16 protein-coding genes and 1 pseudogene are annotated in these 19,064 nt (G+C 68.6%); 10 read left to right on the top strand and 7 right to left on the bottom strand.

Annotated elements, in window-relative coordinates:
* Positions 1-588: pseudogene (locus VD972_RS07115) on the bottom strand (hypothetical protein); the annotation flags it as partial.
* Positions 589-899: 311 nt separating this feature from the next.
* Here VD972_RS07115 and VD972_RS07110 point away from each other — a divergent pair.
* Entirely contained in the window at positions 900-2,021 is a 1,122-nt protein-coding gene (locus VD972_RS07110; RefSeq protein WP_324982674.1) for a helix-turn-helix transcriptional regulator, read from the top strand.
* A gap of 59 nt (positions 2,022-2,080) precedes the next feature.
* The gene (locus tag VD972_RS07105; protein ID WP_324982671.1) at positions 2,081-3,235 is read left to right on the top strand and encodes a metallophosphoesterase; all 1,155 of its coding nucleotides are present in this window, start codon (positions 2,081-2,083) and stop codon (positions 3,233-3,235) included.
* A 48-nt stretch (positions 3,236-3,283) separates the two neighbouring features.
* Here the strand turns inward: VD972_RS07105 and VD972_RS07100 are convergent, their stop codons facing one another.
* On the bottom strand, positions 3,284-4,423 hold the full coding sequence (locus VD972_RS07100; protein WP_324982668.1) for a thiol reductase thioredoxin: 1,140 nt from the start codon (positions 4,421-4,423) through the stop codon (positions 3,284-3,286).
* A gap of 15 nt (positions 4,424-4,438) precedes the next feature.
* The gene (locus VD972_RS07095) at positions 4,439-4,639 is read right to left on the bottom strand and encodes a hypothetical protein (protein WP_324982665.1); all 201 of its coding nucleotides are present in this window, start codon (positions 4,637-4,639) and stop codon (positions 4,439-4,441) included.
* 106 nt (positions 4,640-4,745) lie between these two features.
* On the opposite strand from VD972_RS07095, the gene VD972_RS07090 reads away from it, so the two are divergent.
* The 6 genes from VD972_RS07090 to traB all read left to right on the top strand — a co-directional run bounded on the left by VD972_RS07090 (position 4,746) and on the right by traB (position 12,370).
* Entirely contained in the window at positions 4,746-6,485 is a 1,740-nt protein-coding gene (locus tag VD972_RS07090) for a GTPase (protein ID WP_324982680.1), read from the top strand.
* A gap of 217 nt (positions 6,486-6,702) precedes the next feature.
* The gene (locus VD972_RS07085; RefSeq protein WP_324982662.1) at positions 6,703-7,161 is read left to right on the top strand and encodes a helix-turn-helix transcriptional regulator; all 459 of its coding nucleotides are present in this window, start codon (positions 6,703-6,705) and stop codon (positions 7,159-7,161) included.
* Between the two features lie 152 nt (positions 7,162-7,313).
* Positions 7,314-7,751 (top strand): helix-turn-helix transcriptional regulator, encoded by a 438-nt coding sequence (locus VD972_RS07080; RefSeq protein ID WP_324982660.1) that lies wholly within the window; start codon positions 7,314-7,316, stop codon positions 7,749-7,751.
* 110 nt (positions 7,752-7,861) lie between these two features.
* Positions 7,862-8,362: a helix-turn-helix transcriptional regulator gene (locus tag VD972_RS07075; RefSeq protein ID WP_324982657.1), complete on the top strand. Its 501-nt coding sequence runs from the start codon at positions 7,862-7,864 to the stop codon at positions 8,360-8,362.
* Between the two features lie 253 nt (positions 8,363-8,615).
* Positions 8,616-10,739: an outer membrane exchange protein TraA gene (traA, locus tag VD972_RS07070; RefSeq protein ID WP_414653997.1), complete on the top strand. Its 2,124-nt coding sequence runs from the start codon at positions 8,616-8,618 to the stop codon at positions 10,737-10,739.
* On the top strand, positions 10,736-12,370 hold the full coding sequence (gene traB / locus VD972_RS07065; protein ID WP_324982654.1) for an outer membrane exchange protein TraB: 1,635 nt from the start codon (positions 10,736-10,738) through the stop codon (positions 12,368-12,370). The genes traA and traB overlap by 4 nt, the downstream gene beginning before the upstream one ends.
* Before the next feature lie 8 nt (positions 12,371-12,378).
* On the opposite strand, the gene VD972_RS07060 is transcribed toward traB, so the two are convergent.
* Both VD972_RS07060 and VD972_RS07055 read right to left on the bottom strand, forming a co-directional pair.
* A complete protein-coding gene (locus VD972_RS07060; protein WP_324982652.1) occupies positions 12,379-13,515 on the bottom strand; it encodes a hypothetical protein in 1,137 nt (378 codons plus the stop codon).
* 309 nt (positions 13,516-13,824) lie between these two features.
* Positions 13,825-15,711 carry a lipase maturation factor family protein gene (locus VD972_RS07055; protein ID WP_324982649.1) on the bottom strand — a complete coding sequence of 629 codons (1,887 nt, stop codon included), beginning with the start codon at positions 15,709-15,711 and terminating at the stop codon, positions 13,825-13,827.
* A 142-nt stretch (positions 15,712-15,853) separates the two neighbouring features.
* Between VD972_RS07055 and VD972_RS07050 the strand changes: the two genes are divergently transcribed.
* Positions 15,854-16,507: an MBL fold metallo-hydrolase gene (locus VD972_RS07050; protein WP_324982646.1), complete on the top strand. Its 654-nt coding sequence runs from the start codon at positions 15,854-15,856 to the stop codon at positions 16,505-16,507.
* A 35-nt stretch (positions 16,508-16,542) separates the two neighbouring features.
* On the top strand, positions 16,543-17,199 hold the full coding sequence (locus VD972_RS07045; protein ID WP_324982642.1) for a hypothetical protein: 657 nt from the start codon (positions 16,543-16,545) through the stop codon (positions 17,197-17,199).
* A 7-nt stretch (positions 17,200-17,206) separates the two neighbouring features.
* On the opposite strand, the gene VD972_RS07040 is transcribed toward VD972_RS07045, so the two are convergent.
* Positions 17,207-18,010: a hypothetical protein gene (locus tag VD972_RS07040; protein ID WP_324982639.1), complete on the bottom strand. Its 804-nt coding sequence runs from the start codon at positions 18,008-18,010 to the stop codon at positions 17,207-17,209.
* A 1-nt stretch (position 18,011) separates the two neighbouring features.
* Positions 18,012-18,911 (bottom strand): amidinotransferase, encoded by a 900-nt coding sequence (locus VD972_RS07035; protein WP_324982638.1) that lies wholly within the window; start codon positions 18,909-18,911, stop codon positions 18,012-18,014.
* Positions 18,912-19,064: the final 153 nt, after the last annotated feature.

Below are 19,064 nucleotides of genomic sequence, written 5' to 3'. Positions count from 1 at the left end.
CCCAGCCAGCAGCACCGCCAGCCGCTCGGGCAGCGCCGGATCGAACCCCTCGACGAAGCGAGCCACCGCCTCGGTGACGCCGGCGTAGTGGACGCCGAAGCGGTGCCGGGCCGGCTCGCCCTCCTCCTCGGTGTGGAGGATGGGCACAGGCATGGTGGGGACGCTCAGGTCCACGCTCCACTGGATGGACCAGAGGGTGGGCGGATCCACGCCGTCCTTCGGCTGCGGCGCGAAGCCCCCGAGGATGAGGTGGAAGGGCCGAGGCAGGGTCCCCAGCCGGCGCAAGGCCTGGGCCTCCAGCTCCGCGTGGAGCCGCCGCGCGTACTCACCCACGGACTCGCCCTCGCGCAGGGGCGAGCGATCGTCGAAGGCGCGCAGCGAGGTGGCCACCGTCCCCCCGCCGATCGAGCCCACTCCGTTGAACATGGCGAGCAGCCGCCCCCCGGACAGGGGCACCAGCTTCTCCACGTTCGCCATGTTCGAGAGGAAGCGCTCCTGCCCCCGGCCATCCACCTCCATCACCGTCGCCAGCCCGTCCGTGGCGAACACGAGCGCATCCGGCGTCTTGAAGGCGATGTCGATCGTCATGGCGCCTGCTCAGCATACAAGGACGGGGGAGACTCACCGGGACGCTGAAAAAGGCAACGCGCGTCAGGCACGGTGGGTACCTGGCGCGCGTTTGGATGGGACAGCAGACCTTTGATAGCGGCCCACCCCCCCGCGGGCCTATCAGTAGCATCTCGCGAGTGACCGATTAGTTTCCATGAGGGAAACCCCGTAGGTGGGGTTTGACCCGAACTTTTATCACCTTCCAAGAAGTCAAGAAACTGCGCACTTTTGATCGTTTCCGGGACGCCCCAGGCAGCCGGTTGTCGCCAACCTCGTTATACTTGTAAATCGTGAATCCACTTGATTCCAGGGACAAGGCCTTCCTGGCAGACATCCAGGGGCAGTTGGACATCATCGAGCCGGGAGCGGATGTCTTCTCCTCGCTGATGGACAGGCTCCGGGAGGGGCTGCGGGCGGAGCGGACCGTCGCCTATGGCGTGGAGCTGGCGCCGGACCACTACGCGGCCAGCTTCTGCCATGGCTCGGGCTTCCCGCAGTCCTCTGGGGACCTGCTGGGTACCCTGAATGGATTCCTGCACCAGCAACCCAACCCCTGGGGTTACTTCGATCCGGCACGTCCGGCGCCGGCGCAGCGCAACCGGGCGCTGCACTTCCGCCCGCATGCGGAGAGCAAGCCCCAGGAGACGCCGCTGCATGACGCCCGGGCGGGCGCCTGGCGGCGGCTGGGGATCGGTCCCCAGGAGCTGGTGCAGGTACGGGAGCGAGTCAACGAAGGGACGGTGACGCTCTACCGCCAGCTGAAGATGGAGCACATGTTCCAGATCCGCACGCTCGTGTGCGAGGGCTCCACACTGCTGGCCTGGGTGGGCGCGCTGCGCTCGGAGCCGTTCACGCCCCAGGAGCAGCGGCTGCTCCAGGAGCTGGTGCCTCTCTTGCAGCGTCGGCTGGAGCTGGAGACGCGGCTGCGAGAGGCCGGGCTGCTGGGCTCGGCGCTGGAGGCGGCGCTAGAGGCGCTTGGGCAGCCGGCCTATGTGCTCAGCTCCACGGGGCGCGTGGTGTACGCCAACAGCGCGGGGCGGGCGCGGGCAGAGCGCGTCTCGCAGTACCTGGTGCAGGCGGTCCGGCGGCATGCCCAGGGAGAGCCGCTGCCCGCGGGCGCTTCCATCACCGCGCTGCAGGTGCGGGGGCTCTCTCCCCACTACCTGGTGGTGGATCGCAGCGCGGAGGCGCGGGCCAGCACCCGGGTGCACTTGCTGTCTACCCGCTGGGGGCTGACGGGGCGCGAGGCCGAGGTGCTGGAGCACATCATCCAGGGCACGAGCAACAAGGCCATCGCGGCGCGGCTGGGCTGCGCGGAGCGGACGGTGGAGGTGCACGTCACCCACGTGCTGAGCAAGGCCCAGGTGGAGAGCCGCTCGGCGCTCATCGCGAAGTTCTTCCAGGCCTCATGAGCTCCTCGCCTCGAAGAGAGGAGCAGGCGGGCGGGGAGCCTCGGGCTTAGGATGCACGCGTGACTTCTCCTCGCATCCAGGCCGCGCTGGACCATGCCGCCGCGCGTGCGGCCGGTGCTCCTAGCTCCGCGCCAGCGGATTCCTCTGCTCCTGAGCGCCGACTGCGGGTCGCCATCGGTGATCCTCAGGCGGACCTGCCCCGGTTCCTGGCCATCCTGGACCACCATGGGGTGCTGACGGAGCGAGGGTGGCTGCACCCAGAGGTGCTGCTCGTGTCGGTGGGGGACCACTTCGACTGGGGCAAGGCCCACGAGCGGGATGCGGTAGCCCGGAGCGCCGTGCAGCTCGTCGCGTGGCTCGCCGCGCACCCAGCGGACCAGGTGGTGATCCTGGCAGGGAACCATGACCTCGGGCGCGTGGGAGAGCTGGCGGACTTCACCGATGCGACCTTCGCAGAGGCCCAGGTAGAGGCGGACCGCATCTACGCCGGGGATGACACTGACGAAGCACGGGAGCGCATCTTCCTCGAACGGTTCCCGCAGGTGCCCACCGTGGAGCTCGTCTCGCGCGACTTCAGTGGGTTCCGCGAAGACCAGCGCGCCTGGGTCACCCACCTGCTGCGTGAGCGGCGCCTGCGTGTAGCCTATGCGGCCGGGCCGGAGCTGCTCGTCCTGCACGCGGGGGTGACGCGGGAGGATCTGGAGGTCGCGGGCGTTGCCGAGGAGCACTCCGCGGAGGCCCGCGTGGTGGCGGACGCGCTCAATCGGGCGCTCGATGCCGCGGTGAACTCCTGGCAGGGAGGCCGGCTCATCGTCCCGCGGCTGCACCACCCAGGCAGCGCGGACTACGGCGAGGGCCGGGGCATCTTCTACCATCGCCCAAGCCTCCGCCCCGAGGAGGCCGAGCGCACCCGCGTCACGCCACGCCGCCGCTTCGATCCGCGGCGCCTGCCGGCCGGGTTGACGCAGGTGATAGGGCACACACGGGACAAGCGCAGCCGTGAGCTGCTGTGCCTGCCAGGGGAGGTGCGTGACGGAGTGCTGCGCCACCTGGTGACGGACGGTGAGCGCGTGACCTACGCGCACGGCACTCCCGCGAAGCTCGGCCCTCGCGAGGCCGCGCTCATCTTCACCGATGGAGGGATGGGCCATTCGCCGGTCGAGGCCTACGAGCTGTTGGACCTCGACACGCGCAGGGCCGCCCGGCCGCGATAGCCAGGACGACGGGTGGAGCCCGGGAGCACGAAGCTCCACCCGCCGCGCCTACTTCGTCTTCAGCTCCGCGAGCTTCTTCTCGAGGGCCTCGAGCTGGCGCTTGGACACCTGTGCCTCGGACAGCCCCTTGGCGTAGGCGAGCGCCTCCTCCAGCGTCTTCACGGCGGCGTCCTTCTCGCCACGCGCGGCCTGGATGGCCGATCGATCGGAGAGGACCCGCAACCGCCGGGCGCCCTGTACCTTCGTTAAGGCTCGATCGTTGGCGGCGAGCGCGTCATCCAGTTGCCCCAGCATCCGGTAGAGGACGGCCAGCCGGGCGGGAGGGTTGTAGTCGCCGGGCAAGTCCTTCTCGCTCTGCTCGAGAGCGGGGACAGCGCGCTGAGGATCCTCCAGCGCGATCGAAGCCGACATGCGGTGTGAGTCGAAGACGGTCCGCGCCTCGGGGTTGGGAGCCTTGGTGGCCTCGGCCTCGAGGAACGCGAGCCATTCCGCGGCCAGCGCCTTCATGCCGGCCTCGTCACCCAGCTCGCCGCGGCCCTCCACCATCGCCTCATAGAGGCCAGAGCGGTCATCCGCAGGCATGTCGATGGGCGGAGGCGCCATCACCTCCCGTCCCTTGGCATCGAGCGCGCTCAGCAGCTCCTTGCGCTGCGGATGCTCAGGAGGCATCGAGGCGGCGCAGCCAATGGCCAGGGTCGTCGCATTCGCCAGGGACGGAGAGCGAGGCAGGCGTGGCAGCTCCTGGACCGCCTTGCGCGCACACACCTCGTACTGCTTCGCGCCCCACAAGGCGACGAGCAGGGACTCCAGCGTGCGGCCCTGGCGGGACCAGTCGGCCGGCGCCTCGGCGAGCGCCTGGGCAAAGGCCTCGGCAGCCTCGGCCGGCTTGCCGGCTCCATAGAGCGCATCCCCCCGGGCCAGGGCCACCTCGGCGCCCCGAGCCTCACCTCGGTAGGCGCGCTCTCCATCCTCGAAGAGCTTCTCGAGCTGCGCCACGGTGGCGCTGCCCGCGAAGCGCACGAGGGCCTTCTCCTCCCTCGGATCGATGATGAAGAAGGTGGGCCAGTTCTCGACCGGGTACTTCTCCTGGAAGACAGCGCTCTGCGGAAGGTCAGTGTTGAGATCGAGCCAGACGAACCGTCCGGCGTGCCGCGCGAGGGCCTTGTCCGTGAAGACGTAGGCCCGCATCGAGCGGCAGGTGTGTCACCACGGGGCCCAGGTATCGACGAAGAGGGGCACCCCCTTCGCCTTGGCCTCCGCGAGCGCTCGGTCGTAGTCGTCCGCGATGAACGGCAGGGGGGGAGCTCCCTCATGAGCGGCGGCCGGCGCCTCGGGCGCGGAGGTGCGCGAGGCGGTGCAGGCCAGGAGCCCCACGACGAACAGGCTGGCAACGTGGGTTCGCATATGGGGGGCACCATAACGCCATCCGCCGGCTCTGTCCCTTATCGACACAGCCGTGAGGAAGGCCTGGGCGCGGGGCGCGGCGCGTGGTGTTGTCAGGGCCGCCGAGATGATTGCCCTGCCCGCGCTGCGCGCCGTCCTGGAGTCCGCCCTCGCCACCCTGCCCTCGCCCGAGCGGTTCCCTCGGGGCGAGGATGCGGATACCGCGCGCCGCCTCGCCGAGCGCCTGCGCAGAGATCTGCTGCCCCGGCTGGGCGGAGACGCACCGCTGTTGCTGGTGGCCATCGCGGGGCCCAACAACGTGGGCAAGTCCACCCTGTTCAACGCGCTGGTCGGCGCGCCCCTGTCCCCGGCGCGCCCGGAGGGGGGCCTGACGAAGCAGTGCCTCGCCGCGGCGCACCCGGAGACGTGGACGGGCGAGCTGAAGGAATTCCTCACTCGCCGCTACGACGTCATCCCCGTGCCTCCGGGAGCGGACGCTCCCGTGGACCAGCCAGGCCCTGCGGGGCGCCTCTACCTCACGCTGGCGGAGGCCGTACCCCGCGGGCTGCTGGTGATGGACACGCCGGACTTCGACAGCGTGTACCGCGACAACCGCGAGCGCGCCGAGGCACTGCTCGTCACGGTGGACGTGCTCGTCTTCGTGGTGAGCCGGCAGACGTACCAGAACGCCGCGCTGGTGGACTTCTTGCGCGCGGCGGTGGGGCGGGGCCGGCCCTACCTGCTCGTCTACAACGAGGCCACGCGCGAGGAGGTCGCTCGCGGACACGTGGAGAAGCTGGCCTCGGACGTAGGGCACCCGCCGCTGGCGCGCTACCTTGCGCCCCACCAGCCGGAAGTGGAGGCTGGGCAGCGCCCGCTGGCCACGCAGCCGCTGGACGGAGGTCCCTCCCTGGGTGCGCTCCTGGGAGAGGCCGAGCACGCCCGGGAGCTCAAGGCCCGAGCCCTGGCCGCCTCGCTGGCGGACGCGCGCGCGGAGTTGGAGGCGCTGGGGCGGGCAGCACGAGAGGCCTCCCACGAGCCGGAGCGGTTGCGCCAGAGGCTGCGCCACGAGCTGTTTGCGGTGGGTAAGAGCGCGGCGCTCAAAGGGGTGCCCGCGGATGTCCTGGTGGATGCATTCCGGGACGAGCTGGACGCGCGAAGCTCCTTCCACCGCTATGTGCGGCTGCCTTTCCGAGCGCTCGCCACGGCACTGACGTTCGTCTCGCGGAAGGTGCGCCAGTCCTTCACGGGCCCGCAGCCCGTCGCGGCGCCTGTGATCCATGCCACGGACGAGACGCTGCGTGACGGGGTGCGGCGGCTGGTGGACGTGCTCTCTCCAGAGGTGGCCGCCTGGCACGGAGACGCGGGGACGCGGGCCCAGTTGGCGGAGTCGTTCGGCCCGGCGACGCTGAAGCGCCTGGAGGAGCCTCTGGGCTTCGAGCCGCTCCACGCGCACGCGGCGGACCGGGAGGGCCTCTACACCTTCTGCCGGAGCCTCGTAGGCACGGAGCTGCAGGGCGGCATGCGCGAGGAGATGCTCCAGACGCTCACCACCCTGGTCTACTCCGTCCCCTCGGGGGCTGCGGCGGTGGTGACGGTGGCGACGGGCGGCGTGGGGCATGACGCCGTCATCTGGGCGGGCACCCTGCTGTCCACGCCGCTGTTGGAGCGCTTCGTGGATCTCCTGGGGGCGGACGTCCGTGCCCGAGTCACGCAGAAGTGGGCGGACGCCCACGGCGCCACCCTGGCCCGAGCGCTGGAGGAACGCTTCTTCCCCGAGGTGCTGTCGCACCTGGACACCGAGGCCACCGGCTGGGTCCGCGTGACCCAAGTCCTGGAGGACAGTGCCCGCAGGCTCGCGGAGTAGGAAGCCCGCAGGACACGCGAGCGCAGAGGCGGAGAAGGCCTGTGCAGCGCCTCTGGCCGAGTGCGAGATCATTCTTGTTAGGTAGGAAGTGACAGCAAGACCAGAGGGGTTATGACCTGACCGGTCACTTTCAAATCACTACCCCGGGTGTCCTTGGAGCCCAACGCTACAAGTCCTATGTATCCCTCCGACCATTCGCGGTGGGCACGGGACAATCATGGACAAGGAGCTAACCGAGACGCTCAAGAAGGTCGTCGGGCCAAACATCCGCAAGGCGCGCCAGCGCCAGGGGCTCTCGCAAGCACGGCTCGCCGAGATGGTCGAGATGTCGACCGAGGTGCTGGGGCGCATGGAGCGCAAGAAGGTGCTGCCCCGGTTGGAGCGGCTCGTGCTCCTGTGCAAGATCCTGGGTGTGACTCCGGACCAGATGCTCGGCTTCGCCTCGGGCACGAGCGCTCCCGCGGCTCCGAAGGTCTCCCGGGCCTATGAGGAGATGATGACGGTGATGCGTCACTTCTTCACGCAGATGGAGTCCCGTCTGTCGGAAGAGGAGCGCAGAGAGCTGATGCAGACGTTGTCCCATCTCCAGCGGCTCATCGCGCTCACGAAGAGGAAGAAGCCAGCCACGGGCCTCCCCCGCCGCACATCCAAGGCGCGGAGCCTCAGGCGGGGCTAGGCCCGATCTTCCCTCACAGGTAGGCAGGGCGCAAGGAACCTTCAAAGTTCTAACCTGAGTGGTCCTCTACCCATAAGGACCCTCGGTGTCCTTGCGAATCCAACTCATTACGTCTTACTTATGGGCCCAACTTCACAAGGCGGGCGAAGGTCATGAACGACGAGCGCGTGAAGGTTCTCAAGAAGACCCTGGGCGCGAACATCCGGAAGGCCCGGACACGGCAGGGCATCACGCAGGAGCAGATGGCTGAGCTGCTCGAGATGTCGCCCGAGGTGTACGGGCGCATGGAGCGCGGGCTCATCTTCCCGCGGGTGGAGCGGTTGTTGGACATCTGCGAGAAGCTCGGCGTGTCTTCGGATCAGCTGCTGGGGCTCTCTTCGCCGGACGTCTCCACGGCGGCCGCGGCCCGGCAGGACGAGTGGCTGACGGTGCTGCACCGCTTCACGCCGATGATGCCGCGGCTGACGCAGTTCCAGCGTCAGGCCGTGCGGCGGCACGTGACGGACTTCCAGCGGCTGCTCGTGAGCTTCCTGGAGCCGGAGCAGGCGCAGGAGGTGAAGCCCGAGCGGCCCGAGCGGCTTCCAACCTGATAGGTTACCTGCTATCTTGCCTACCTGACATATTCTGTGCCTCCAACCCATGACGTTGTATGCCATGCGCACAACCCATCATGTTGGGTTGCTCCCGGAGGTGAAGACGTATGGACGGCCTCGATAAGAGAAAGCTGGGTAGGAACATCCGTCAGGCCCGCTGTCGGCTGGGGCTCACGCAGGAACAGATGGCCGAGCGGATTGACATGGCGCCCGAGGTCTACGGGCGGCTGGAGCGTGGGCACCTGGTGCCCAGGCTCGAACGCTTCGTGGCCATCTGCCGGGTCCTGGGTGAGTCACCGGACCGGCTGATCTTCCCGCCAGTCGGGACAGAGGCGGAGGGGGAGGCTCCAGCCCCCCAGGGAGGGACTTCCATGGATACCCTCACGGTCGCCCTGGCCGCCAACGTGCGCGAGGCCCGGAAGGAGATCGGCTTGACCCAGGCGGAGATGGCGGCACGGGTCCGTCTGTCCGTCGACGCGTATGGACGCATCGAGCGGGGCGTGATGCTCCCCGACCTGGAAGCGTTCGTGGCCATCTGCCGCGTGCTCGGGGGGATGTCGGACCGTTTGTTGGGGCTGAAGCCTCGCCGACGGAAGAAACGGCGCTGAGAGGGGCTCCAGACCTGCCAGGGCGTCCGATGTGTTCGACCTGACAGGACGGAGGAGGTAGTATCCAGGTCTTGTGCTCTCGGGAGGCATCCTCCCGAGAGGATGAGAGCGGTGTACCCAACCTCTGCCGTCGGTCATCTCGCACTGTGGAAACGGGCCGCCTGGGTGGGGGCCCACCAACCCTGGCTACCTGAAGGATCTGCTTCGCCCAGAACGTTGATCGGTCCTGGGGGATAGCAGATGATGCAACCCCTTGTTCTCGCTACCGTTTCGATGCGCCCTGGCGCTGCCCTTGGTGTTGGTGTGCCTCGCGGGTCCCGCGTGGGCCGCCAAGTTGCCCGACGTCGTCGTCACTGGGGATCCAGTGGCGCCGGCGCCGGCGCAGCCCGGCACCGGTCTGTGCGTCGCCAACAGCGTCTCGGAAGACGTGGCTGCGGACTTCCCCCAGAGCACGTCGTCCTACATCGGGGGCATGAACGATTTCATGGAGCGGACGGCAGGCAACCGTATCACCTACGTCCTCCGCTCACCGTTCGACCTGTCCAACAACAACACAGGCGGCACCCAGGCGAGCCGCGGTGACTTCGTGGATGCGGTCCCTGAGTGCGCCAGCTACGGATGTAGCTTCTTCATCAACGATCCGTTTACGTCCTTTGGTTCGCGCTTCCGGGGATACCTGAACATCACCCCCGACATGCTGAATAGGCCTCTGCATTTCGGTCTCTACACCGACGATGCGGTGAGCCTCGTGATCTTCGACCGGAACAACGTCCAATATCAGGTCATCAACCGGCCACCACAACTCGGCGCTCCTACATGGCGCACAACCAACGGCGTCACCTTCCAGAAGTCAGGCCTCTATCCCGTGGAGGTCCTCTATGCGGAGGTCACCGAACACGCGGCACTGGAGTTCGCCATTCTCGATGGCACCTTCACGGATTTCGAGCGCGCGCCGAGTCAGTCCCCCATCGTCAAGCTGAACGAAGCTGGCTTCCTGCTCGTCCCGCCCGACAGGTTCTTCCAGACTGAGACCGGGCGCCCGTCCTTCCCGGACAACCCCTCCACCCCTCAGGATGAGCTCAGCCAGTGCCAGCAGTGCAACCGCGCCAACGCGAACGCTCCGGGCAACGGCGGCTGCGGCCTCAACTCGGGCTACTACTGCAATGGCGCCGCGCTGTGCGCCCCCTGTGACACCTCCCGCGTCTGTGGCCCGAGCTGCTCGCCCTGCGGCCAGAGCACTCCCAACTGCGTCAATGTCAACGGCACCTACGCCTGCGTCGAGTGCACCGATGACGCCCAGTGCGGTGGCCGTCGCTGTGACCTGACCACCAACACCTGCACCGGCTGCCTCGAGGATCGCGCCTGCGCCGCCGGCCAGGTCTGCGACAAGCTCAACTACACCTGCGTCGAGTGCAACCGCGACGAGGACTGCCCTCCCGACGAGGTCTGCGCCCCCGAGATCAAGCAGTGCCGCGAGTGCAACGAGGACTCCGAATGCGAGCGCGGCAAGAGCTGCGAGAACCACCAGTGCGTCACCTGCTCCACCAACGACAGCTGCGCCGGTAGCTCCTGCAACTGCTGCCCCTCCGGGACCCAGTGCGCCGCCCCAACCCCAGGCGCCACGCCCTCCTGCGTCGAGTGCACCACCGACAGCCAGTGCGCAGACGGCCAGAAGTGCGACTCCATCAACGGCCGCTGCTTCGACGCCATCCCCGAGTGCAACACCTCCGACCGCTGCGGCACCCAGTGCGTCAAGTGCCCCACCGAGCGCCCCTTCTGCCTCGATGGCCAGGTCTGCGTCTCCTGCCGCAATGACCTCGAGTGCGACAGCGGCCAGTTCTGCCTCAGCGGTGAGTGCACCTCCTGCACCACGGACCGTCACTGCGGCTCCCGCTGTGGCGCCTGTGACCAGGACAAGCCCTTCTGTCTCACCGATGGCACCACCGCAGGCAGCGCCTGTGTCGCCTGCCGCAACAACTCCGACTGCCCCGGAGGCGAGTGCAACCCCACCACCTTCACCTGCGTCACCACCACCTCGTGCGAAGAGAACTGCGCCGAGCAGGGCAAGGTCTGCAACGGCTCCGCCTGCGTCGAGTGCTTCGCCGATGCGCACTGCCCCTGCGGCGGCACCTGTGACGTCGACAACGGCATCTGCACCACCACCTGCGAAGACAGCGGTGACTGCCTGGGCGTCGAGTACTGCTCCACCACAACCCAGGAATGCGAACGGGGCCGCCGCAAGCCCGGCACCGCCCCTCAAGGGGGCTCGTTCTGCTGCGAGACGACAACCGCTGACCTCCCCTCCACTGGCACCGGCGCCTTCCTCGCCCTGCTGCTGGTGGGCTTCCTCTTCCTGTACTCCCGCCGGGCCTTATGAAGCGGTTGCTCCTGACGGCCCTCGCCCTGGCACTGGGCCTCGCCACCTCCGCCGCCGCTCAGGACGCTCGCTTCGACGTCCAGCTCTTCCGTCCGTCCGGCGCTCCCCAGGACCTGGTGATGGTCGGCCAGTCCCGGCCCCTCGCGCACCTGTCCGCCTCGGGTGGCTTCTTCTTCAACTTCTCGCTGGACCCGCTGGTGCTCGTGAACAAGGAGGGCGGCTCCTCCAACAAGATCCTCAGCATCGTCGGCAGCCGCCTCCAGCTCGACGCCATCGCCTCGGTCGGCATCCTCGACTGGGCCGAGGTGGGCGTCGACATGCCCCTGGTGCTCGCCCAGGCCGGGGACAACCTGGAGGCCATCGGCACCGAGGGCCCCATCCAAGGCTATGTGCTCGGCGATCTGCGCCTCACCGGCAAGGTCGCCATCCCCGGCCTGCGGCGCCGCGCCGAGGACTCGGGACTGGGCGCCGCGCTCACCCTGGGCCTCAGCCTCCCCACCGGAGAGCAGCAGGGCTTCGCCAGCGATGGTGAGTTCACCTACACGCCCGGCCTCGTGGTGGACTACCGCTTCTCCAACGGCATCCTGGTCTCCGCCGCGGGCGGGCTGTGGAACCGCCCGGACCACATCTTCAATGGCGTGCTCGTGGGCGACATGGCGCCCTTCGGTCTCGCGACCGAGATCCCCATCCTCCGCGGACGCGGCATCACCGCCGTCGGCATGGTCCACGGCGCCGTAGGCCTGGACAAGCTGCCGAGCCAGCCCCGCGACGTCCCTGCCGAGCTGCTCTTCGGTCTGCGCTGGTACAGCTCCACCGGCCTCACCTTTACCGTCGGCGGAGGCGGCGGGTGTGGGTGCTCGCTCCAGGCGCCCTCGCTGCGCTTCTTCAGCTCCATCGTCTGGGTGCCCGCAAAGACCTCCGAGTGGGAAGCGCTCGAGAAGTTCAAGAAGCCGCCCGAGCCTCCACCCCCGCCACCGCCCGATCTGGACGGGGACGGAGTCACCGACGACAAGGACGTCTGCCCCAAGGAGCCCGGCCTGTCCGACCGCGGCGGCTGCCCCATCCGCGACGCCGATGGCGATGGCGTGGAGGACAGCATCGACCGCTGCCCGGACGTCGCCCCCGGCCCTGGTGGCAAGAACGGCTGTCCGATGGCCCGCATCCAGGGCAACAAGATCCTCATCCTGGAGAACGTGAACTTCGCCACGGATCAGGACGTCATCCTCTCCGAGTCCTTCCCCGTCCTGGAGGAGGTGTCGCAGGTGCTCAAGACGCACCCGGAGATCCAGCGCATCCTCATCGAAGGCCACACCGACTCGCGAGCGGGCGAGGTCTACAACCTGGATCTGTCGAAGCGCCGCGCGGCCAGTGTGCGCACCTACCTGGAGGAGAGCGGCGTAGAGCCCGTGCGCCTGTGCTCGCAGGGCTTTGGCCAGAGCCGTCCTCTCGCGGAGAACGACAACGAGGAAGGCATGGCCCGCAACCGGCGCGTCGAGTTCACCCTCCTCCCGCCGCCCAGCGAGGGCGAGCCGCGCTGCCCGGGAGGCCCCGTGGAGAAGCCTGGCAAGAAGCGCAGCGGCGGCAAGCGCTCGGCTCCAGCAACGAAGGAGCCAGCGCCCAGGAAACCGTAAGGCCGGGCCTACATCCCGCCAGCATTGCCAGGCCTACAGCCCCACTGCGTCATGTCTTCGGTGATCGTCGTGCACAGCGCCCCCTCGCCACAGGAGTCGGGAGCCATCGGATCACACCGGCGGTAGCAGGTGCTGACAGTCCCTCCTCCCACGCCGCAGATCTCTTCCGCGGGGCAGCTGTCCGCGCGGAGCGGCTCGCAGACGCGCGCGCACCAGAAGACGCCGCGGCCTCGAGACAGACGCATGTTGCACTGCTCCCCCTCCACACAGGGTGTCTCCGGACATTCCCCCTGCACCTGCTCGAGGCACTGGTAGTCCTTGTCATGGAGACGCTTGCAGCGCTGCCCGGTGGGACACCCCTGTGCGCGACAGTCGGGAAAGCAGGCCGCCCCGTTGGGCCCTTCCTCGCAGGAAAGGCCCTCCGCACAGCTCGCCGCGTCGTCGAGCCGGCATGAGGCACTGCAGACGCCTCGGTGGCACACCAGGCCTTCCTGGCAGGCGCCCTCCTTGGAGATGAACAAGGTGTCACAGGGCTCCCCCAGACGGCGCTGCCCCTCGGCGACACAGCGGCGAATGAGGGAGCCGGTGACTCCCGTCGTGACGCGGCGGCAGACGAGGCCCGGGAAGCAGTGGCCGTCCTCCTCGCACTCGGACTCCATGCACTCGAGCCGGCGTGTCTCCCTGTTGACGACACACCCTCTACCCGCCGGGCAATCGCTGTCCGTCCGACAGGCACCACATTGGAAGAAGCCGCTTTCGTTGGAGCAGCGCAGCCCGGTGGCCGGAAGTCCATCCGCTCCGGTCTCCATGTGCGCTGGAGGCAGGCTCACGCCAGCGCTCGGGTGCAGTCCGGGAGTGGCGGTGGTGTCCTCCGGGACAACCCGGGGTTCGCCCACCGGGGAGTTGGCCGCGTTCACCACGAGCCTCGGAGGAGCCGTCATGGAGGCAGAGGCCTGGTGGGTGAGAGACTGGCGTGTGCGCACCTCCGAAGCCATCACGGGTGCGCTCTCCGACTCAGCCGCCGAGGGGGCCTCCAGCAGCTGCTCCTGGACCGGCTGGATCACCGTCCCAGCCACACCTGCGGCAGCTGCCAGCGCGACGATGACGAGTGCTGCGGCCCGTTCAAGAGGAGTGCTCTGCACCATGCACCTCGCAGGACGTGACGCCGGTTAGCAGCCCTTCACATCACAGCACAGGATGGCGCCACCATCCGGCGAGCACCCACAAGGGCGGCATTCCCAACACTCGGCCTGCCGCGCATAGGCCACTGTCCCTCCCAAGAATGTGCCGCTCACGGCGATGACCAACATCCAGCGAATGCCCCACCGCTTCGTCTTTTCCATGGAAATCCCCCCAGCGAGTGGCGGCGGGGTATAGGCCAAGGAAGCGGTGCAGCGCGATATGACCCGGGAAGTAGGGGGTCGTTGCATACCGCACAGGTCCGCACGCTCAACCTAGTGGGTTCTCAGTCCATCTCTCGGTGAGGACGGGCGGAGACGTGGGCGAGCTCCAGGCCCCAGCGCTACGGGGGGCACGTAGAGCCCCAGCCGCTCGCGCGTCCACCACGCTCCGGTGCTCTGCCGCGTGGCCGGGTCCGTCATCCGGTACTCGTACAGCACCGCGCGCACGTAGCGCGGCGGGTGCTCTGGAAAGGGATTCTCCGCGAAGAGAGCGAGCACGTCCGTCGAGCCCTCCAACAGCCCCACCAGCAGCGATACGAACCACCCCGGTGGCGAGCCCAGCGCGGCGAACCACATCTGCCAGTCCAAGCGCGGCTGGTGCGGCGCCACCTGCCTCGGTGCCCTGTCCAGCCGGGACACCTTGTAGCGGAACCCGTACTCGCGCCAGTGCTCCCCGTCGTCCGAGCCCTCGATGGCAATCTCGGGCCGGCGCACGGTCATCACACTGAAGAGTCCATAGGAATTCACGGAGCGGAGCGGGCGAGCCCACGGCTCCACGCGCTCCAGGAGTGCAGGTCTCCACCGTGAGAGCTCGAAGCGGCTCACCAGCTCGAGTGCTCCGAGCACGAGGATGGGCGCCGCGGCTGCGCTCGCCGCCAGCGTGCGCCACAGCGACTGGGAGCGGGCCGGCTCCGCGGGCACGAGGGGCAGCACTCGCGCGAGCGCCTCGTCATCCAGCAGCCAGAGCCCCAACACCAGCGACTGCAGATTGAAGAAGCCGTAGTTGCCGGTGGCGGCGATGGCCCCTTGCAGCAGACCGAAGAGCACGAAGGCGAGCTGCCGCAGTCTCCTGGGTGCGAAGACCAGGAACGGCACCACCGTCTCCATCACCAGCGTCGCGGCCGTGGAGGCCTTCTGCAGGCGCAGGGGCTGCTGGTGCGCGTACCACCCTCCTCGGGTGGGGAGCGGCGCGGTCTCGTAGTAGTGAGTGCACGCGGTGAGCTCGCGCCAGGTGCGATCGCCGGACTTGAGCTTGCTCACCCCAGAGCCCAGGTAGAGCCGGAAGACGAGCGCGCGGAAGAGCGCCACCTCTACCGCAGAGGGAGCCTCGCGGCCCGGCCCAGGCCGCAGCCCCGGAGGCGCCGTCAGCGTCGCGAGCAGCCCCATCTCCAGCAGCAGTGCGTCCCACTGGAAGGAGAGGAACTCCCGGCCCGCCGAGACATAGGAGAGGTACAGGCCCCAGAGCAGGCCTGTAGAGAGCCTCGGGGCCACGTTGAACATCAGCGCCAGTGAGAGCACCTGACCGGCCCGGCAGCCGCGCACCAACGCCTTGTCGGACGCACCCAGCCAGAACACAGAGGGGATGAGGCGAAAGCGCTCGGGCCCCATGTCCTGCAGCCGCTCCGACTCCATCAGCCCCCGCATCGGGCTGATGCCACGCGAGCCGTAGAGCCCCAGCACCTGCCTTCCCAAGGACGTGAACGCGATGAAGAAGGTGCCTCCCAGCAGTCGCAGGAACAACCAGCGCGCCAGGCGATACTCGGGAGGTCCCCGGTAGCGCCGTCCCAAGAGGAGCCCATCGACTCGAGCCGCCATGGATCGCTGGCTTGCGATGAGCCGATAGAGGCCCCCTGCCAGAGTCCGCACTCCTGGCAGCAGCCCGAGCCACGCAAGGGCCCTCGTCCTCCGCCGGGGCGAGAAGCGGAGCATGCGGAAGACGGCCTCCGCGCCCTGGGAGATCGCTCCAGAAGGCTCGATGAGCTGCATAGCTCGCCGGGCCGCTCCGCGCCGGATGCCCAGCACCCATCGAGGCAAGAGCCTGGCCGGTAGGAAGAGAACTCGGCCTTGGGTACGAGCCTGCCACCTCGCCACCCATCGCCTGCAGAAGCCACAGTCCCCGTCATAGAGCACGAGCGGCCGCATGGTCGGGCTCCAACGCATGTCACTCTCCTGGTTGCCCAACGGAGAAGATGGGAACCCCCAGCGCTGGTGCCTCTCACATCTCCATGCCTGCTCGTCCGCTGGGCGGGGGACCCGGCAGGCTCGAACTTTGCTCCCATGGACGGTGCCTAGCTTTGGTCGCATGAGCGAGCCGAAAGCGAGAGCGAAGAACCTCGAGGAAGTGGTCCCGGGCGTCTACAACTGGCATGTCCGGGATGACCGGATCGGGGGCGCACGCAGCGATGCCTATGCCGTGGTCGACCGGGATGGCGCCGTCGTCCTCATCGATCCCCTTCCCATCGACGAGAAGCTCCTGCGCCCGCTCGGCAGCATCACGGCCATTGTCCTCACCGCAGGGAACCATCAGCGCTCGGCCTGGCACTTCCGCAAGCTCTTCAACGTCCCCGTGTGGGCCCCCGAGAATGCGCATGGGCTCGAAGAGGAACCGGACAACTTCTACACCAGCGGCGACTCCCTCTCCGCCGGACTGACCGCATTCCACACGCCCGGCCCCGCCGAGGCCATGTACACGCTGTGGCTGCAGCAGCACCCGAGAGGCATCGTCTTCATCTCGGATCTGCTCACCCACGAGGGCCGGGGCCGCCCGCAGTTCGTCCCGAGTGAATACCAGGATGATCCGCGACGCACCCGTGTGAGCGTGCAGCGGGTGCTCGATCACCTGCCCGTGGACACGATCTGCTTCGCCCACGGCGAGCCCATCGTCGGCGCAGGCAAGGCCGCGCTCAAGCTCGCGCTCGAGCTGGACGACGAACACCCCTCCGCCCCTGCGCCGTGACGTGGAGCCCTCCAGGGGCGCTAGGCTCCGGGTCCATGAAGAGATCCAGCTCCTACTACTCGGACGTGAACCTTCCGCCGGCGACCAAGGATGACCTCGTTGTCCGGCCCGACCTCCTCCGAACCACCTTCCAGGTGCAGATCGTGGGGACCTTCGCCTCCCAGGAGGCGCTGTCCCGCCTGCAGCAGGAGTGCGAGCGGCTGCGAAGGCAGCTCCGCGAGGCCACGGGCGCCGAGGCGACGCTGAAGCCTACGGGCGTCCTGCTCGCGAGCTCCCCCTCGAAGAAGCTGCGGATTCCCGAGGATGATGACGACGCGCGCACGGGGGTGGAGGGTACGCTGGAGCTGCCCCTGCCCACGTCCATGGACTTCTGGGCCCGCAGCGCGCGAATGGCGGCGCTCCAGCGCGCCTGCCACGACCTCGCGGCGGATGAGCGCAAGGAGCGAGGGCGTCCGGCCTTCGGCTTCGGGAGTGCTTCGGCGCTCATCGCCGAGCCTGAGCATCACCGGGGGGAGCTGCTCCGCCGCTTCGTCTCCCGGGTGCAGGAGTTCAGCGCCGCCGCCAGCGCCCAGGGAGCCCCCCTGCGCGTGGTGGACTGCACCGCGCCTGGCCCCGTCATCCAGGCTCCCATCTCCCTCGAGGCAGTGTCCCTCTCTCTGCAGTTCACCTACCGCCTCGACGTGCCCGACTGAGCTGCGCTCACACCGCCGGTCCGCTCCCCTCTTGTAGCGGTCCCTCGTGCACCAGGATGCGCCCCGCCTCCGCTCCAGGCGGGACGAGGTGCAGCACCTCGCCCTCCTGAGCGCGGCGCAGGAGCGTGGCCAGCGCGGCCGTGTCCGCCACGAGCACCCGGAGCGTCGGGGGCAGGACGAGCTTGCGCTCCATGGCGGCGACCTGGCGCACCTCGTCCACGAGCTCCGTCTCATAGAGGAAGCTGCGATCCGCGTACTCGTGATCGCCTGGCACGCTCCCCACCAGCCGGAGCGGTCCCAGGCGAGTGTGGACCCGTAGGCTCGGGTTGTTCCACTGCGCCACGCCTCGCATGCGCCGCGCGCGCAGCATCCTCAGCGTCAGCATCTTCACCCACGAGCCCGCCCGGATGCCGTGCACGAAGCTCAGCAGCGACACACCGATGACGAGGCCCGGCACCACCGAGGGCGCCGCGTAGTAGGCCGCGCCAATGGCCAGCGCCTCATCCGAGAGCCCCAGCCGCTGGCGCGCCTCGTCCTCGAGCATCCTCGCCGGACAGCGCAGCAGGCCAATGGCTCCTGGGAGCAGGTAGAGATCCGACAGCACCCAGTTCGGCACTCCAATGGAGCCGAACGCCAGCTGGTTCAGCTCCCGGTACTGCCGCACCACCTCTGCGTGGTGCTCGGCCGGGAGGAACTTCACGGGGACTCCCACCGGCTTCAGGTCCAGCGCCTCCTCGTTGGCGGAGGCTCCCAGCGCCGCGAGCGACAGCTCCGGGTGACGCGCGAAGAAGCTGGCTGCCAGGACATGCATCTCAGCCTTCTGCCTCCATTCGCGCCGCCACGGCCGCCAGGCGGTTCTCCTCCGGGATCTGGATGGAACCCGGCTCCAGGCGCGCATGAGACACCAGACAGCGGCAGGCGCCTCCACCCTTCTCGCACAGCTCGCCCAGCCCGAAGGTCGTCACTCGCATCCCCAGGGCCTCCACGAGTGCACGCACCCGCTCCGGCACTACGCTGGGAGCCAGCAGCTCCTTCCCGAGCGGCAGTCCATTGGTGGCGTAGTTGCGGATCTCTTCCTTCGTCACCGGCAACAGCCGCTCGCGTCCGAAGCGCCGCTCCAGCAGCGCATACGACGGCGCTGGGATGACCTCTGGGCACACCACCATCCGGTCCACCGCCGGCAAGGGCAGCACGGCCATGTTGCCGTGAAATGCGGGCGCGAGGAGTTCCACCCGCATCACCTCACCTGGGAAGTAGCGCGCGACAGCCTCCATTCCATCCCGGTCCGTGCGAACCCCATAGAAGAGGAGCGTCACTCCATCGAAGGTAGCCACGTCGCCCTGGGCCTCCCAGATCCCCGCTCCCGGATCCACCACCTCGAAGCCCATCCGCCGAGCCAGCGGCGCCCAGTGCTCACGCTCACCGCGGCGGTGGGGGCTGATCAAGCGAGGCAACAGGAAGAGCGGAGGGGCGCCCGTTCGCGCCAGCACGTGACCGCTCTCGGCGGCATAGGGCATGCCGGTGAGCTCATCCGTCGGCGAAGGCAACGCCACCACCACCCCGCCACGTGACTCCAGGGCTCGCGCAAAGGCCAGCCACTCGCGCCGGGCCGCGCGCGCATCCACCGGCGGCGCGTCCTTGCTGCGGAAGTTGGACCGGCTGCGCAGCCTCCACCCCAGTCCCGGCGGTGACATCAGGAAGAGATCGATCATCACCCTTGCCCCTGCGACATGACGTCCTGCTCACCCCTGGAAGACCACTCCAAGCATCTACCACAACCCCATGCCTGACTTCAGGCCGTCCTCCTCAGGCCCAGGGCGGCGGTGAACACCGTCCGGCGGCGCCGGGTCTTTTCGCTGACGAGC

Origin of the sequence: Hyalangium sp., from assembly GCF_035629615.1 — a bacterium.
GTDB lineage: Bacteria > Myxococcota > Myxococcia > Myxococcales > Myxococcaceae > Hyalangium.
Note: the sequence above shows the minus strand (reverse complement) of the source record. Positions and strands in the feature narration are given on the sequence as shown.